Here is a 15,534-nt window from a genome sequence, read left to right as displayed (position 1 = left end):
CCCGTTCGCGATCATTCGCGCGTGAAACGGAACGTACTGGGTCGCTAACTGTGCGTACAGGGGCCCGTGACTTCCGGAACTGCTCATTCTCAGGGCGGTGATTGGGCGGAAGTTGCTACCAGCAGCGGAAGGCGGTCACACCCGTCACAACCGCACCAAGGACGACGTCCGGGGCTCGTCGCCGGGGAGTTCAGCGACCGGGGCGGCAGGGGTTCAGCGACGGTCGCGGGCGCGCCGGCGCGCCGTCAGCAGGACCCGCACGACGAGCCCGAGCAGCAGCAGCCCGGTGACCCAGCCGACCAGCTCGGGCGCCGGGCCGCCCGCCGCCGACCACAGCGCGTGGCCGACGGCGTAGCCCAGGACGACGACCAGCAGCGCGGGGACGGCGACGACGAGGACGAACACACCCGTCCTTCACCGCGTCCGGCCCCGCTGGACGCGCCCCTCAGCGCACGATCGAGCCGGCGTCCTCCCGGGCCCTGATCCGCTCCCGCTGCGGGACGACGGTGTACTTCGGGTCCTTGGCGCTGGCCATGCCGGCGTCGAACACCCCGAATCGGGTCAGCAGCGACCCGGCCGCCAGGAGGGCGCCGGAGACGACGGCGCCGGCCCTGGTGCGCCCGACCAGGACGGCCAGCCCGAGACCGGTGGCGCTGCAGGCCTTCGCCGCACGCATGAACGTCCCGGCCCGGCCCTCGTGGTACGGCTCGGCGACGATGCTCTCGTCGTTCTCCACCCCGTGGACCGCGACCAGCTCGATGCCCGCGCCGATGATCGCCATCTTCCGGGCCGGCTCGGACTCCGCCAGCGGCGCGAGCGCCATGCAGAGCCCGCCGCCTGCGGCCATCGCCGAGCCGCCGAAGACGAACGGCAGCCGCGTGTGGAAGGCGTGCCAGGACGGGACGGCGGTGTTGGCCAGCAGCACCGCGGTGTAGGTCGCCATCGGCCCGCCGAAGACCGCCGCCACCAGCCCGCCGAAGCGCTTGAGCCGCGGGAACCAGCCGAGCAGCTCCACGGCCGCCGTCGCCGCGGTCGCCGCGCTGAACGGCGACAGGATGTAGGTGCCGACCGACAGCGGCGATGTCACCTTGATCACCCGCAGCATGTGCAGGAACCGCTCCGGCCGGCCGAGGTCGTGGATGAGGAACCCCACCGAGGCCATCGCGCCGCCACCGGCGACGAACCGCGCCACCCGCGTCAGGCCCGGCCGGCCGCTCAGGTCGGCCATCGCGCCGAGGATCGACGACGACCCCGCGGCGCCACCGAGGAAGAGGTAGAGCGGCACGTCCGGCGTCTTCCACACCGGCGACTTGATGATCGGCCGGCCGTAGTACGAGGTGAACTCCACCTCGTCGACCATCGCCACCTCGCCGCCGGAGCGGCCACCGCCCCGCCGGCGACGCCGCCGGCCGTTCGTCGTGACGTCCGAGCCCCCGGCCCGGCGCCAGCCCGCACCCGGCGTCGCGATCCCCTCGGTCACGCGTTCCCCTCCCTGGGCAGAAATGGCCATTTCTGCCCCATCAGCGAGACCTCCGTGAGCCGAGGACGGCGGACAGCGCCACCCCGACGATCATCGCCGCACTGGCCGCGGCCGCCCGCCACATGGCCGGGAGGTCGCGGGTCGTGACGATCGGGTCCGGTGGCAGGCCGTACACCTCCGGCTCGTCGAGCAGCAGGAAGAACGCGCCCGCGCCGCCGACGCCGTCGTCCTCGTCGCGCCCGTAGAGCCGGGCGGTCTCCACGCCCTGCTCCTTGAGCGTCGCCAGCCGCGCGTCGGCGCGGGCCTGCAGCTCGTCGAGGTTGCCGAACTGGATCGACTGGGTGGGGCAGGCGGTCGCGCAGGCCGGCTGCAGCCCGTCGGTCAGCCGGTCGTAGCAGAGGGTGCACTTGAACACCCGGCCGTCGTCCTTGCGCTGGTTGATGACGCCGTACGGGCACGAGGGCACGCAGTAGCCACAGCCGTTGCAGATGTCGCCCTGGACGACGACCGTGCCGAACTCGGTGCGGAACAGCGCGCCGGTCGGGCAGACGTCCAGGCACCCGGCGTGCGTGCAGTGCTTGCAGACGTCCGAGCTCATCAGCCAGCGGATCTGCTTGTCCGCGCCGCTCTGCCCGGTCTGCGGGTCGAACTCGCTCAGCGCCTCGGCGTTGAGCACGCTGGACTGCTGCGCCTCGGCGAGGGTGTCGCGCGGCCCGTCGGCCGGCGAGGGGCCACTGTCGCGCCGGTCGTCGCCCGGCCGGCCGAACGTCGGCATCGGCAGGTCCACCGCACGGCTCTGCTCGATGAACGCCACGTGCCGCCAGGAGTTGGCCCCCAGCTGCCCGGTGTTGTCGTAGGACATGCCGGACAGGCCGATGACGTCCCGCGTGCCGTGCGAGTCGTCCATCGGCAGCAGGTTCCACTCCTTGCACGCCACCTCGCAGGCCTTGCAGCCGATGCACACCGAGGTGTCGGTGAAGAAGCCCACCCGCGCCGGGTGGTCGCCGTCGTAGCCGGCCTCGCCCTGCACGTCGGGCAGCGGACCGAAGAGCCGGTGGTCCGGGTCCTTCCCGGTGAAGGCCGGGCTCGCCGAGCTGATGGAGGTCACTCCGCTCCCCTCACAACGTCGATCCCTCGCCGGCGTCGGCCTCGACCGGATCCCGGCCGTTCACCCCGACCCGCCCCGACCGCACGCCCGCGCGCCGCCGGTAGGACTCCACGAACTCCAGCAGCTCCTTCCCGCGGGGCCGGCGTCCGGGCCGGATGTCGCAGGTGCTGGCCTTGGACTCCTGGATGTGGGTGTTGGGGTCCAGCACGATGCCCAGCAGGTCGTTGGCGGCATCCCCCGTGGAGATGCCGGCGTAGGACCAGTGGTACGGCACGCCGATCTGGTGCACCACGGTGCCGTCGCGCAGCCGGATCGGCCGGACCCGCTCGGTCACCAGCACCTTGGCCTCGACCGCCGTCCGGGCGCTGACCAGCGTGGCGTACTCGCCGTTGGCCAGCCCGCGGATCGCCGCCAGCTCAGGGCTCACCTCGACGAAGAACTCCGGCTGCAGCTCGGCGAGGTAGGGCAGCGTGCGGCTCATCGCGCCGGCCGTGTGGTGCTCGGTCAGCCGGTAGGTCGTGACCTGGAAGGGATAGACGTCGCTGCGGGCCGGGTTGGTCCGGTTCCACGGCCCCTCGATCCGCTCCAGCGTGGGGTTGGCCTGCTGCTTGTAGAGCGCGTTCTCGACCACCGACTCCGCCGGCTCGTAGTGCGTCGGCAGCGGGCCGTCGACCAGGCCCGCGGGCGCGAACAGCCAGGCCTTGCCGTCGCCCTGCATCACGAAGGGGTCGGTGCCGGCGATCGCGTCCTGCGCCCTCGCGCCGTCCGGCGGCACGTAGTCCGGCCGCTTCTGCGCCTCGAAGTCGGGGACGTCGAGCCCGGTCCAGCGACCGGCCTCCTCGTCCCACCAGACGTACTTCTTCCGCTCGCTCCAGGGCCGTCCCGAGGGGTCGGCCGAGGCGCGGTTGTAGAGGACGCGGCGGTTCAGCGGCCACGCCCATCCCCACTCGGAGGCGACGTCGCCCTGCTCGCGGCCGGGCTTGCGGCGGGCGGACTGGTTGACCTCGTCGGCGTAGACGCCGCAGTAGATCCAGCAGCCGCCCGTCGTCGAGCCGTCGTCGGTCATCTGCAGGTAGGACGACAGCGCCCGCCCGTCGGGGCCGGTGCCGTTGATCTCGCGCAGCACCGCCTCGGCGCTCGGGTCCCTCGTCTCGCCCTCCAGCGGGTAGTCCCAGGTGAGGTCGAGCAGCGGGCGGTCCCGCGGGTCGGTGGAGTCCGCCAGCCGTTCCCGCAGGATCCGGCCCAGGTGGTAGTAGAACCACAGGTCGCTGCGGGCGTCGCCCGGCGGCTCGACCGCCCTGTGCCGCCACTGCAGCACCCGCTGGGTCTGGGTGAAGGTGCCCTCCTTCTCCGCGTGCGTGGCCGCGGGCACGAAGAACACCTCGGTCGCGATCGTCTCCGGCGCCAGCTCGCCGGTCTCGATCTCCGGCGCCTCCTTCCAGAAGGTCGCCGACTCGATCATCTGCAGGTCGCGGACCACCAGCCAGTCGAGGTTGGCCAGCCCGAACCGGTTCATCCGGCTGTTGGGGTGGCCGACCACCGGGTTCTCCCCCACGAGGAAGTAGCCGGAGACCTCGCCCCGGATCATGGCGGCGATCGTCTGGTACGAGCTGTGGTCGCCGCTGATCCTGGGCAGGTGGCCGAAGCAGAAGTCGTTCTCCGGCTGCGCGGCGTCGCCGAACCACGCCTTGAGCAGGCTGACCGTGTAGGACCGCTTGTTGCCCCAGAAGCCGCCCTTGCCGGCCGCGTCGGCGCAGTAGTCGTCCAGCGTGTGGTGCTGGACGGAGTGCGGCATCGGCAGGTACCCGGGCAGCAGGTTGTACAGCGTGGGGACGTCGGTCGACCCCTGGATGCTGGCGTGCCCGCGCAGGGCCATGATCCCGCCGCCGGGCCGGCCGATGTTGCCCAGCAGCGTCTGCAGGATCGACGCCGTCCGGATGTACTGCGCGCCGACGCTGTGCTGCGTCCAGCCCACCGAGTACACCCACGCCGTCGTCCGCTCGCGGCCGCTGTTCTCCGTCACCCACCGGGCGACCTGCAGGAACACCTCCGGCTCGACGCCGCAGACCTCGGAGACCATCTCCGGCGTGTAGCGGTCGAAGTGCCGCTTGAGCACCTGGAACACGCAGCGCGGGTGCTGCAGCGTCTCGTCCCGCTTCGGCTTGGCCGGGATCGGCGGGCCGCCGCTGCCGGCCGCCTGGGCGCGGTCGGCGGACTTGACGTCGGGGTGCTGCTCGGCGCGGTCCTGCTCGGCGGCCCCGGCCGGGTCGTCCGACGACGCGTGCGGCGGCTCCTCCGGCTCGTACTGCCAGCTGGCCTCGTCGTACGTGCGGTGCTCCGGGTCGAACCCCGAGAAGATCCCGTCGAGGTCCTCGGAATCGACGAACTCCTCCCCGACCAGCGCCGACGCGTTCGTGTAGGCGGCCACGTACTCCTTGAAGTACAGCTCGTTGTCGAGCACGTACCGGATCAGCCCGCCGAGGAACGCGATGTCGGTGCCGATGCGCAGCGGCACGTGCAGGTCGGCGATCGCACTGGTGCGCGTGAACCTCGGGTCGATGTGGACGACCTTCGCCCCGCGCGCCTTGGCCTCCGACACCCACTGGAAGCCCACCGGGTGGCACTCGGCCATGTTCGAGCCCTCGATGACGATGCAGTCGGCGTTCGCCAGGTCCTCGAGGGTGTTCGTGGCACCGCCACGACCGAACGAGGTCCCCAGACCGGGGACCGTCGCGGAGTGCTATATGCGGGCCTGGTTCTCGATCTGGATCGCGCCGAGGGCGCTGTACAGCTTCTTCATGAGGTAGTTCTCCTCGTTGTCGAGGGTCGCCCCTCCGAGGCTCGCTACTCCCATGGTCCGGTTGACGCGCCTGCCGTCGTGCTCGTCCTGCCAGCCCTTGCGGCGGGCCTCCAGGACGCGGTCGGCGATCATCTCCATCGCCGTGTCGAGCTCGAGGTCCTCCCACTCCGTCCCGTACGGACGGCGGTACTTGACCGTGGTCACCCGCGTCGGGCTCGTGACCAGCTGCTTGCTCGCGCTGCCCTTGGGGCACAGCCGGCCGCGGCTGATCGGCGAGTCCGGGTCGCCCTCGATCTGGACGATCCGCTCGTCCTTCACGTAGATCCGCTGCCCGCAGCCGACGGCGCAGTACGGGCACACGCTCTGCACGACGCGGTCGGCGGTGGCCGTGCGGCTCACCACGTTCTCCGTCGCCTTGCTGCGCGCGGCCCTGCCGCGTCCGAGCGGGTCGGGGCCGGTCAGCTGCCGGAACACCGGCCACGCGTCGAGCCAGGTCTTCACCCGGTCGACTCTGCCACTTCCCGGGCGATCCGGCGCATCGGGGCGGCGGCTCCTGCGCTGGTCAGATCGCAGCCGCAGCCTTCTCCGCGTTGATCATGGGGTCGTTGCCGGGCGCCGCGGCGAGTCGTCGCGTGTCTCCTGCAACGATCCCATGATCAACTCCGAGATGGGCGCGCCGTCACGGGCGCCGGCCCCGGCTGCGCAGCGCGCCGCGCGTTCGTTCCACCACCACCCCGGGACCGGTGAGGTGACGCGCGGCGAAGCGGAGGGTGAGCCAGCCGTCGGCCGCCATCAGCGAGTAGCGGTCGACGTCGCGGCCGAACTGGTCGGCGTCGGCGTGCTGCCGGCCCTCGTACTCCAGGGCGATCCTCCACTCGGGATAGCCCAGGTCGGCGTGTGCCACCTCGTGCCCCCACCGGTCGTGGATCGGGACCTGCAGGTCGGGATCGGGCAGGTCGCTGGTCACCAGCCAGTAGCGGATCAGGCTCTCCGGGCGGGAGGCCGCCTCCCGGCGCAGCAGCGGGGCACAGGTCCGGGCCCGCACCACGCCTCGGACACGGTCGGCGCGCTCGAGCCGTCGCCCGAGGGTTGCTGGGTCGAGGTGACCGGCGCGCAGCAGGGCATCGCCCACCGCGACGAGCTCCGCAGAAGGCAGCCCGGCCGCCAGGTCGAGGAAGGTCTGGGCGCCCGAGGTGAGGCGCAGCCCTCCACGCGCCGCGACGTCCTCGTCCTCCAGCAGCCGCTCGTGCACGGTCAGGCCCGCCCGCCGGGGCAGCTGCCGGCGGGACGGGATGACGACGTGCACGGTCGGCGGGGACGTGACCGGTGCCCCGTACAGCTGGGCCGCCGTCCCGAGGCCGAAGGCGGCGTCCCCCGGCAGGACCAGCGCCCACGCCCGGCACCGCGTCGCCAGCTCCGGCTCGACGGACGAGGAGAGGTACACGCCGCGCCCCAGGCGGACGCCGTCCTGCGCGATCTGTCCCCGCGTCGCTCCGCGGGCCCGCGCGTCCGCCCAGGTGTACGCCGTGCCGAGCTCGATCTCCGTCATGCCGGCGACGGTGCGGACCGCCCGGCCGGTCCGGGCCGGTCACGGGAGATCTGTGGACAGCCCCGCGCCCTGTGGACACCCCTCCCCCGCCCCGATGATCATGGGTTCGTTGCCGGCCGCAGCGGCGGGTCGTCGCGTGTTCCGCGCAGGAAGCCCATGATCAACGCGGGAGGGGGCGCGGGAGGGATCAACGCGGGAGGGGTGCGGGGGTCTGGCGGGCGCGCGGCCGGGGGTCACCGTTCGATCAGGGTTTACCCGGAGGGGTTCCACCGGTCCCGGAACGTCACAGGTGAGGTCGATACTGGCCCGGTGAGCGACCCGGCCCTGCACTTCCTCGGCCACTCGACGGTGCGCATCGAGCTGGCGGGGCACGTCGTGCTGACCGACCCCCTCCTCACCCCCCGCGTCGGGCCGCTGCGCCGGGTGGTTCCCCCGCCCGCACCCGAGACGCACGCCGGCGTCGACCTGGTGCTGATCAGCCACCTGCACGGCGACCACCTGCACCTGCCGTCCCTGCAGCTGCTCGGTCCCGACGTGCGGGTCGTCGTCCCGCGCGGCGCCGGTGAGTGGCTGCGCTCCCGTGGCTTCCGGCACGTCGTCGAGGTCATGCCCGGCGAGGGCTTCCCGCACGGCTCGCTGCACGTCACCGCCGTCCCCGCCGACCACACCGGCCACCGGTGGGGTCCGCGGCTCACCCACGGGCCGGACACGCAGGCGATCGGCTACCTGGTCGAGGGCTCCGGGCGGACGGTGTACGTCAGCGGCGACACCGACCTGTTCGACGAGATGCACCTGCTCGGCAGGCGGGGTGTCGACGTCGCCCTGCTGCCGGTGTGGGGATGGGGCCCGTCGCTCGGCCCGGGTCACCTCGACCCGGAGGGCGCGGCCGAGGCGGTCGAGCGGCTGCGCCCGCGGATCGCCGTCCCGGTGCACTGGGGCACCCTCGCCGTGCGCGGGAGCACCCTGCTGCCGGGGCTCGGCGCGAAGATGCGCCGCCTCCTCGTCGAGCCGCCCCGTGCCTTCGCGGCCGCGGTCGCCGCGCGCGGGCTGGACACGCTCGTCGCGATCACCGAGCCCGGGCGGCCGGTGGTCGTGCCCAGCCCGACGGGGACGGCATGAGCTCCGGCGCGCTGGCGGCGTGGACCGACGGCTCCGCGATCGGGTACCCGGTCGTGTTTGGGGGCGTGCTGCTCGGCTCGATCGTGCCGGTGGTCCCGACGGGGGCGGTGGTGGGCGCCGGCGCGGCGTTCGCCATGACCGCCTCCGGGCTCAACCTCCCGCTCGTGCTGGTGGTGGCCACGCTGGCCGCCTGGTCCGGGGACGTCGTCACCTTCGCGATCTGCCGGTTCGGCGGCCCGTCGGCGGTGCGCTGGGTGGCTCGCGGGCAGCACGCCGAGCGGATCGACGAGGTCCGCGAGCAGTTCCGCCGGCACGGGTGGCAGATCATCGTCGTCGGCCGGCTGCTGCCCGCGGGCCGGATCCCGGTGCTGCTCGCGGCCGGCGCTCTGGCCTACCCGTGGCGGCGGCTGCTTCCGGCCTCGCTGCTGGCCGCGTTCCTGTGGGCGGTGGCGTACTCGCTGCTCGGCGTGGTCAGCGGCGGGATCTTCGACTCCCCGCTCACCGCCGTCCTGCTCGCCACTGTGCTCGTGCTCGTCGTCGGCGCGGTGCTCAACGTGGTGAGCGCGCACCGCAAGCGCGTGCCGGCGGCCGAGGAGCCGGCCGAGCCGGACCCCTCCCCCTGCGGACCGGCATGAGCGGGGGAACCGCCTCCGGCCGGGTCCTCCAACGCGGCCGGGCACCGGCCCGCGTGCTGCTCACCTGGGCCGCCACCACCGCGGCGCTCGCCGCGCTCGACTCCTGGCTCGCCGAGTTCACCATGGACTCCTGGTGGCAGCCGCCGGTCATCGCTCTCCTGCTCGGGCTGCTGACCGCGGTGGTGTGGCCCCTGGTCATGCGGGTCGCCCTGCCGCTGGCCTTCTTCACCCTCGGCCTGGGCAGCTTCCTGCTGCTGGGCGCGGCGGTGCTGGGGCTGTCCTTCCTGGTCCCGGGGGTGGTCATCGAGAACCTGTCCACCGCGGTCACCGTCGGCGTCGGGATGGCCGCCGTCTCCGGCGTGGTCAGCAGCGTGCTGGCCATCGACGAGGACGAGCTGTTCTTCCGCCGCGCCCGCCGCCGGGCCCGGGCCACGGCGGACGCCGCGCCGCGACCACCCGGCGTCCTGTTCCTGCAGATCGACGCGCTGTCCTTCGACATCGCCCGCCGCGCCGTCCGCGACGGCTCGATGCCGAACCTGGCCGCCTGGCTGCGCGCCGGCACCCACACGCTGACCTCCTGGCACACCGACTGGAGCTCGCAGACCGGCGCGGCGGTGTGCGGCATCCTGCACGGCTCCAACTGGGACATCCCCGGTTTCCGCTGGTACGACAAGGAGCGGGACCGGATCGTCCGCGTCTCCTCCCCCCACGACGCCTCCGCGCTCGAGCGCGCGCACTCCGACGGCCGGGGGCTGCTCTCCGGCGGCGGCGCCAGCCGCGGCAACCTGTTCACCGGCGACGCCGCGCACGTCAGCCTCACGATGAGCTCGCTGGCGCACGTCGTCCCCGCGTCCAGCCGGCGCACCCGCCAGGCCCGCGACCGCGTCGGCTCGGGGTACTACGCCTACTTCGCCAACCCGGTGAACGCGTTGCGCACCATCGCCGTCTCCGCCGTCGACATCCACCGCGAGCTGGTCGCGGCGGCGCGGGAGCGCCGCGACGACGTCCGGCCCCGGGTGTCGCGCGGCGGGATCTACCCGCTCGCCCGCCCGGGGACGACGGTCATCGCCCGGGACGTCGTCGTCTTCGCGCTGCTCGAGGACATGATGGCCGGCCGGCCGGTCGCGTACGCGGACTTCCTCGGCTACGACGAGGCCGCCCACCATGCCGGGCTGGAGCGGGCCGACAGCCTGGCGGTGCTGCGCAGCATCGACCAGCAGATCGGCCGGCTGCACCGGGCGTCCCAGCTGGCCCCCCGGGAGTACCACCTGGTGTGTCTGTCCGACCACGGGCAGACCCAGGGCGAGGCCTTCGTGCTCCGGTTCGGGGAGTCGGTCGAGGAGCTGGTCGGCCGGCTCTGCGGCGCGGAGCGGGAGCTGCCCGAGCGGCACCTGACCGGCCCGCGGGACAGCCGCCGTCTCACCGAGGGCTGGCAGGTGGGGGCGGCGCTGGCCGAGAGCGGCGGGCCGATCGCCCGCCGGCTGCGGGAACGGGTGGAGCGCGCCGAGGAGGTGCCGCACCACCACGAGCTCGGGACGGAGCGCGAGGGCCGCGCGCCGCGGGTGGCTCCGGGCGTCGTGGTGACCGTCTCCGGCCACACCGCGACGGTGTCCTTCGCCGACATCCCGGGCCGCGTGTCGCTGGAGGAGATCGAGCGGCACTGGCCCCGCCTGCTGCCCGGCCTGGTCGACCACGACGGCGTCGGATTCACGCTGGTGCACTCGGAGGAGTTCGGGCCGGTGGTCCTCGGCCGCGACGGGGTGCACCGGCTGGCGTCGGGGGCGGTGCTCGGCGAGGACCCGCTCGCGCCCTACGGCCCGCACGCGGCACGGCTGGTCGCCCGGGCCTCGGCGTTCCCCAACTGCGCCGACGTGGTGATCAACAGCCGCTACGACCCCGACACCGACGAGGCCTCCGCCTTCGAGCCGCACGTCGGCTCACACGGGGGCCTGGGCGGACCGCAGCAGCACGGCTTCCTCGTGCACCCGCGGTCCTTCCGGCCGCCGGGGGAGATCGTCGGCGCCGAGCAGCTGCACCGGGTGTTCCGCGGGTGGCTGACCGACCTCGGCCACCCCGAGCCGACCGGGGACGGCGCGGCCGTCGGCCCGCTCAGCGCGACCGCACTCCGGGGTGCCGGTGTGGGGGTGTGACCCGGCGCGGCACAGTGGGTGACGAACGCATGAACTCCGTCGAGGCGCGTGGCGACGCCCCGGCCCGGTCCCGGAAGGTGGGGCGATGAGACCCGACGCGCGCGCCTGGTTCGAGCAGCGCACGACCTCGGCGCCCTCGCTGGCCGGGATCGACCTCGCCGCGCTGCTGCGCGCCAAGCGGCGGGGCGGGCACCGGGTCAGCGTCGTCCTGCCGGCGCGGGACGAGGAGCGCACCGTCGGCGAGCTGGTCGCCGTCCTCCGCGAGCGCTGGGTGCGGCGGGTGCCGCTGGTCGACGAGCTGCTCGTCGTCGACTCGGACTCCACCGACGCGACGGCGCGAGTGGCGCGGGCCGCCGGGGCCGACGTCGTCTCCGCGGCCGACGTCCTGCCCGGCCACGGCAGCCGCCCCGGCAAGGGCGAGGCGCTGTGGAAGTCGCTGGCCGCGACCACCGGCGACCTCGTCGTCTTCCTGGACGCCGACCTCCTCGGCGACGTGACGCACTACGTTCCCGGCCTGCTCGGCCCGCTGCTCACCGAACCGCAGGTCGACTACGTGAAGGGCTGCTACACCCGCCCCCTGCAGGTGGACGGCGCGACCGTGTCCGCCGGTGGCGGCCGGGTCACCGAGCTCACCGCCCGCCCCCTGCTCAACGCGCTGTGGCCCGAGCTGGCCGGGTTCGTGCAGCCCCTCGGCGGGGAGTACGCCGGCCGGCGGTCGGTGCTCGAGAGGGTGCCGTTCGTCTCCGGGTACGGCGTCGAGGTGGGTCTCCTGGTCGACCTGCTGGAGCTGGTCGGCCTGGGCGCGCTGGCGCAGGTGGACCTGGGCGTGCGGCGGCACACGTCGCAGGGCCAGGAGGCGCTCGGGCGGATGGCCGGCCAGGTCGTCTCGACGGTGCTGGCGCGGGCCGGGCGGGGCCGGACGGCGTCGCAGCGCTCGGAGGCCGGCGGGCTGCTCACCCAGTTCCGCCACGACGGGCTGGGCTTCGTGCCGCACAGCACCCCGGTCGCCGTCGACGAGCGTCCGCCGATGATCACCGTCCCGGAGTACCGCGCCCTCCTCGACGTCGTCGGCTGAGCTGTCCACTGCCTCGGCGCGCCCCCGTCGTCCCGCACGTCCGACCGGGCTGCGGCACGATCGGCGGGTGCCCCTCCCCCGAACCACCGGCAGCCCGCGACCCGAGACGGCGGCGGGGGTGCCCACCGTCCACTGCCCGGGCTGCGGATCGGTGCTCGCCCCGGCGCCGGGCGACGACCCGACGCCGTCCGGGGTCCCGGCCGCCTGCACCCGGCTGTTCGAGGAGACGGTCCGCGGCGTGCGCGAGGACGCGGCTGCCGACCCGCAGGCCGCCGCCGTGTTCGCGCTCGCCGACGCCGCCTACGCCGCCCAGCACGCCCGTACCGATCCCGAGCAGGTGCGGCGCACCGTCGAGACGCTCGCCGCCCGGCTCGGCGAGCCCGCCGCGCCGGCCGCCGGCCGGGTGACGTCGCCCACGGTCTGGCGGACGACGATCGCCGACGTGGCAGCGGATCTCGACGTCATCGACCTGTCCGTGCTGGTCGAGACGTGGGCCCGGGCCGTGCTCGCGGACTGGTCGCTGTCGGTCGCCGACGTGTGAGCCGCGACGTCGAGCGCTGCCTACGCTTCGGAGTTACTCTTTAACGGTGAGTGACTTGACCGACCGTCGGGCACGGAAGAAGGCGCAGACCCGAGCGCTGATCCGCCGGACCGCGCAGGAGCTCTTCGCCGCGCGCGGCTTCGAGTCGGTCACCATCGCCGACATCGCCGGCGCCGCGGACGTGGCCGTGCAGACCGTCTTCAACCACTTCTCGACGAAGGAAGACCTGTTCTTCGACGGCCGCACGCCGTGGGTGGAGGGCGCCGCCGAGGCGGTGCGCTCGCGGCCGCGGTCGGTGCCGCCGCTGGCCGCGCTGCGCGAGTACCTCGTCGGGGTGCTGGGCGGTCTGGCGGGCCAGCACGAGTGCGGCGAGCGGCGTCGCTACATCGCGACGATCGAGGCCTCCCCGGCGCTGCGCCTGCGCGAGCTCGAGCTGGTCCACGAGGCGGAGCGGCGCACCGCCCAGGCCCTGGTCGAGGCATGGGCGGACGGCGACACCTCCGGCGCCCGGGTGCCGGAGGACCCGGCCACCGCCGCGGCGCTGACCGCGGCCACCTGGGTCGCCGTCTCGCGCGTCCTGCTCGTCGGCCAGCGCCCGGTCCTCGGCGACCGCGCCGACGCCGCCCGGTCCGCGGCGACGATCGTGTCCCTGGCCGAGCAGGTGCTGGGCGACCTCGAGCTCGGCTTCGGCGCGCTGCCGACCGCACCCCCCGCGCACTCGGTCACCGGCTGGCCGGAGCAGGCCCGCCAGGCCGGCTGACCGCGCCGGTCAGACGCTGGCGCCCTCGCGCACCGGCTGGAGGATCGGCAGCAGCACCTCGTCGACGACGCGTCGCACCTGGTCGCCGGTCATCACGCCGGTGGCCGAGGTGAACCGCTGCCACCAGAAGGCCTCGAGCACCGAGCCGAGCAGGGCCAGCCGCGGCTCGGGCAGCTCCTGACCGCGGTCGGCCGCACGCGAGCCGATCACGGTCACGGCCTCGGCCAGCGGGCGGACCAGCGCGTCGTCCAGCCCGGCGCGCAGGTCCTCGTCGTGGCGCGCGGCGCCGACGAGGCTCGCGGTGGCGCGCTCCTCGCGGTCCAGCGGCCGCCGCCAGCGGTCGACGAGGGCACGGAGGTCGTCCCGCAGTGAGCCGGTGTCGGGTGGCACCCGCACGAGCGAGAACCGGCCGACGGCCTGGCGGGCCATGGCCGCCATCGTCGGCCAGCGGCGGTAGATCCCCGCCTTGCCCGCGCGGGCTCGGGCGGCGACCCGGTCGCTGTTGAGCTTCCCCCAGCCCTCCTCGGCCAGGATGTCGACGGCGACGGAGAGCAGCTGGTCGGAGAGCTCGGCGCTCAACGGGCGGCCCGGGGTACCCGTCACGCCGTCGCCCGGTCAGAGGTGGACGTCACCGCGACATCGTGGACTCCGGTTGCAATGTCCACAATGACCCCGACCGGAACTCACAGCCTTTTTCTTGACACCCTCAACCTCCCGCGACGGGCGGCGACAAGACGTGTGCGGGATCAGGCCCCGGCCGCGCTCTCCACGTGGACCTGCAGACTCGCGCCGTCGTCGACCAGCCAGCCCTTGCTCCCGGCGTACTCGAGCATCCCGTCCCACTGCTGCGCCCAGTCCCCGGCGCCGGCCTGCGGTTCGGCCGCCGCCCGGAGCGCCTCGACGTCCAGGAAGCCGGTCTCGGCGTCCTGCAGGCGGCCCAGACCGGCGTCCCGCAGCACCTGGTCGGCCTCCTCGTCGGTCACCGCACCCAGCGCCAGGTGCAGCCTCTTCAGGTCGTCGACGTCGACGACCCGCACCTCGGGCAGCTCGTCGGCGCCACCCACCACCTCGACGATCACGCGGACCTCCTCACCTCGGGGCACTCATGGCCATCTCTGCCCTCAGACATGCCAGGGGAAGCGCCCGAAGTCGGGATCCCGCTTCTCCAGGAAGGCGTCCCGGCCCTCGACGGCCTCCTCGGCCATGTAGGCCAGCCGGGTCGTCTCCCCCGCGAAGAGCTGCTGGCCGACCAGCCCGTCGTCGATGAGGTTGAACGAGTACTTGAGCATCCGCTGGGCGGTCGGGCTCTTGGCCACGATCCGACGGCCCCAGTCCAGCGCGGTGGACTCGAGCTCGGCGTGCGGGACGACCCTGTTCACCATGCCCATGCGGTGGGCGTCGTCGGCGGTGTACTCGTCGCCGAGGAAGAAGATCTCCCGGGCGAGCTTCTGGCCGACCTGGCGGGCGAGGTATGCCGAGCCGAAGCCGCCGTCGAAGCTGCCGACGTCGGCGTCGGTCTGCTTGAAGCGGGCGTGCTCGGCGCTGGCCAGGGTGAGGTCGGAGACGACGTGCAGGCTGTGCCCGCCGCCGGCGGCCCACCCGGGGACGACGCAGATGACGACCTTGGGCATGAACCGGATCAGCCGCTGCGCCTCCAGCACGTGCAGCCGGCCGCTGCTGCGGCCCTTGTCGTGCTCGTAGCCGTACTTCCCGCGCACCCGCTGGTCGCCGCCGGAGCAGAACGCCCAGCCGCCGTCCCTGGGGCTCGGGCCGTTGCCGGTGAGGAGCACGCAGCCGACGTCGGTGGACAGCCGCGCGTGCTCCAGCGCGGTGATCAGCTCGTCGACGGTCTGCGGGCGAAACGCGTTGCGCACCTCGGGCCGGTCGAACGCGATGCGGACGACGCCGGCGTCCACGGCGCGGTGGTAGGTGAGGTCGGCGAAGTCGAAGCCCTCGACCGGCTGCCACGCCGCGCTGTCGAAGATCTCGGAGACGTCGTCGCGGGCGGTCATGGTCCCGAACCTAGTGCGCGCCGCGCGGGCGACCGTCACGGGACGAGCCCGCCTCCCGGACCCGCGACACCCTCGGCGACCCCGTCGACGACGCCGCCCAGCCCGCCGGTGACCTCCTCGATGAGGCCGCACAGGCAGTCGTCCCCGCCCGAGCCGTCCGGGGCCGGCGCGGGGGCCGGGGTGGGCGTGGGGGTCGGGGTGGGCGTAGGGGGCGGGGTCGGTGGAGGGGCAGGCGCGGGTGCCGGAGTCGGGCGGGGCGCGGGGGCGGGCGGCGACGCGGGGCGGGGCGCGGGGGTGGCGTCGTG

14 protein-coding genes and 1 pseudogene are annotated in these 15,534 nt (G+C 74.1%); 6 read left to right on the top strand and 9 right to left on the bottom strand.

The window, feature by feature from the left end:
• Nucleotides 1-213: 213 nt before the first annotated feature.
• The 5 genes and pseudogenes from MY520_RS00075 to MY520_RS00055 form a co-directional block, all read right to left on the bottom strand.
• Nucleotides 214-405: a hypothetical protein gene (locus tag MY520_RS00075; RefSeq protein WP_436688825.1), complete on the bottom strand. Its 192-nt coding sequence runs from the start codon at nt 403-405 to the stop codon at nt 214-216.
• Nucleotides 406-445: 40 nt separating this feature from the next.
• Nucleotides 446-1,480 carry an NrfD/PsrC family molybdoenzyme membrane anchor subunit gene (gene nrfD, locus MY520_RS00070; protein ID WP_436688824.1) on the bottom strand — a complete coding sequence of 345 codons (1,035 nt, stop codon included), beginning with the start codon at nt 1,478-1,480 and terminating at the stop codon, nt 446-448.
• A gap of 40 nt (nt 1,481-1,520) precedes the next feature.
• Nucleotides 1,521-2,588: a 4Fe-4S dicluster domain-containing protein gene (locus tag MY520_RS00065; RefSeq protein WP_436688822.1), complete on the bottom strand. Its 1,068-nt coding sequence runs from the start codon at nt 2,586-2,588 to the stop codon at nt 1,521-1,523.
• A 10-nt stretch (nt 2,589-2,598) separates the two neighbouring features.
• Nucleotides 2,599-5,889: pseudogene (gene fdh / locus MY520_RS00060) on the bottom strand (formate dehydrogenase).
• A gap of 178 nt (nt 5,890-6,067) precedes the next feature.
• Nucleotides 6,068-6,937, bottom strand: a complete 870-nt coding sequence (locus tag MY520_RS00055; RefSeq protein WP_436688820.1) for a type IV toxin-antitoxin system AbiEi family antitoxin — start codon at nt 6,935-6,937, stop codon at nt 6,068-6,070.
• Between the two features lie 309 nt (nt 6,938-7,246).
• On the opposite strand from MY520_RS00055, the gene MY520_RS00050 reads away from it, so the two are divergent.
• The 6 genes from MY520_RS00050 to MY520_RS00025 all read left to right on the top strand — a co-directional run bounded on the left by MY520_RS00050 (nt 7,247) and on the right by MY520_RS00025 (nt 13,217).
• Nucleotides 7,247-8,056, top strand: coding sequence for an MBL fold metallo-hydrolase (locus tag MY520_RS00050; protein ID WP_436688818.1), 810 nt, complete (start codon nt 7,247-7,249; stop codon nt 8,054-8,056).
• On the top strand, nt 8,053-8,691 hold the full coding sequence (locus tag MY520_RS00045) for a DedA family protein (RefSeq protein ID WP_436688816.1): 639 nt from the start codon (nt 8,053-8,055) through the stop codon (nt 8,689-8,691). The genes MY520_RS00050 and MY520_RS00045 overlap by 4 nt, the downstream gene beginning before the upstream one ends.
• Nucleotides 8,688-10,841, top strand: a complete 2,154-nt coding sequence (locus MY520_RS00040) for a phage holin family protein (protein WP_436688814.1) — start codon at nt 8,688-8,690, stop codon at nt 10,839-10,841. Before MY520_RS00045 ends, MY520_RS00040 begins: the two co-directional genes overlap by 4 nt.
• Nucleotides 10,842-10,926: 85 nt before the next feature.
• Nucleotides 10,927-11,916 (top strand): glucosyl-3-phosphoglycerate synthase, encoded by a 990-nt coding sequence (locus MY520_RS00035; protein WP_436688812.1) that lies wholly within the window; start codon nt 10,927-10,929, stop codon nt 11,914-11,916.
• A 67-nt stretch (nt 11,917-11,983) separates the two neighbouring features.
• Nucleotides 11,984-12,457, top strand: a complete 474-nt coding sequence (locus MY520_RS00030) for a DUF5946 family protein (protein ID WP_436688810.1) — start codon at nt 11,984-11,986, stop codon at nt 12,455-12,457.
• 46 nt (nt 12,458-12,503) lie between these two features.
• On the top strand, nt 12,504-13,217 hold the full coding sequence (locus tag MY520_RS00025) for a TetR/AcrR family transcriptional regulator (protein ID WP_436688808.1): 714 nt from the start codon (nt 12,504-12,506) through the stop codon (nt 13,215-13,217).
• Between the two features lie 9 nt (nt 13,218-13,226).
• On the opposite strand, the gene MY520_RS00020 is transcribed toward MY520_RS00025, so the two are convergent.
• The 4 genes from MY520_RS00020 to MY520_RS00005 all read right to left on the bottom strand — a co-directional run.
• The gene (locus MY520_RS00020) at nt 13,227-13,796 is read right to left on the bottom strand and encodes a TetR-like C-terminal domain-containing protein (RefSeq protein ID WP_436688806.1); all 570 of its coding nucleotides are present in this window, start codon (nt 13,794-13,796) and stop codon (nt 13,227-13,229) included.
• Between the two features lie 167 nt (nt 13,797-13,963).
• On the bottom strand, nt 13,964-14,296 hold the full coding sequence (locus MY520_RS00015; RefSeq protein ID WP_436688804.1) for a hypothetical protein: 333 nt from the start codon (nt 14,294-14,296) through the stop codon (nt 13,964-13,966).
• 42 nt (nt 14,297-14,338) lie between these two features.
• Complete coding sequence (locus tag MY520_RS00010; protein ID WP_436688802.1) at nt 14,339-15,229, bottom strand: 1,4-dihydroxy-2-naphthoyl-CoA synthase; 891 nt, start codon at nt 15,227-15,229, stop codon at nt 14,339-14,341.
• A 35-nt stretch (nt 15,230-15,264) separates the two neighbouring features.
• Nucleotides 15,265-15,534 (bottom strand): hypothetical protein (locus tag MY520_RS00005; protein ID WP_436688800.1); only part of this gene is annotated, 270 nt, incomplete at its 5' end.

Source organism: Geodermatophilus sp. CPCC 205506 (genome assembly GCF_051383635.1).
GTDB lineage: Bacteria > Actinomycetota > Actinomycetes > Mycobacteriales > Geodermatophilaceae > Geodermatophilus.
The sequence above is the reverse complement of the archived record's forward strand: the minus strand, read 5'-3'. Positions and strand labels throughout refer to the sequence as shown.

Coding starts and splice junctions, on each gene's coding strand:
- MY520_RS00055 (WP_436688820.1), bottom strand. CDS start 6,937: ATGACGGAGATCGAGCTCGGCACGGCGTACACCTGGGCGGACGCGCGG.
- MY520_RS00045 (WP_436688816.1), top strand. CDS start 8,053: ATGAGCTCCGGCGCGCTGGCGGCGTGGACCGACGGCTCCGCGATCGGG.
- MY520_RS00040 (WP_436688814.1), top strand. CDS start 8,688: ATGAGCGGGGGAACCGCCTCCGGCCGGGTCCTCCAACGCGGCCGGGCA.
- MY520_RS00035 (WP_436688812.1), top strand. CDS start 10,927: ATGAGACCCGACGCGCGCGCCTGGTTCGAGCAGCGCACGACCTCGGCG.
- MY520_RS00010 (WP_436688802.1), bottom strand. CDS start 15,229: ATGACCGCCCGCGACGACGTCTCCGAGATCTTCGACAGCGCGGCGTGG.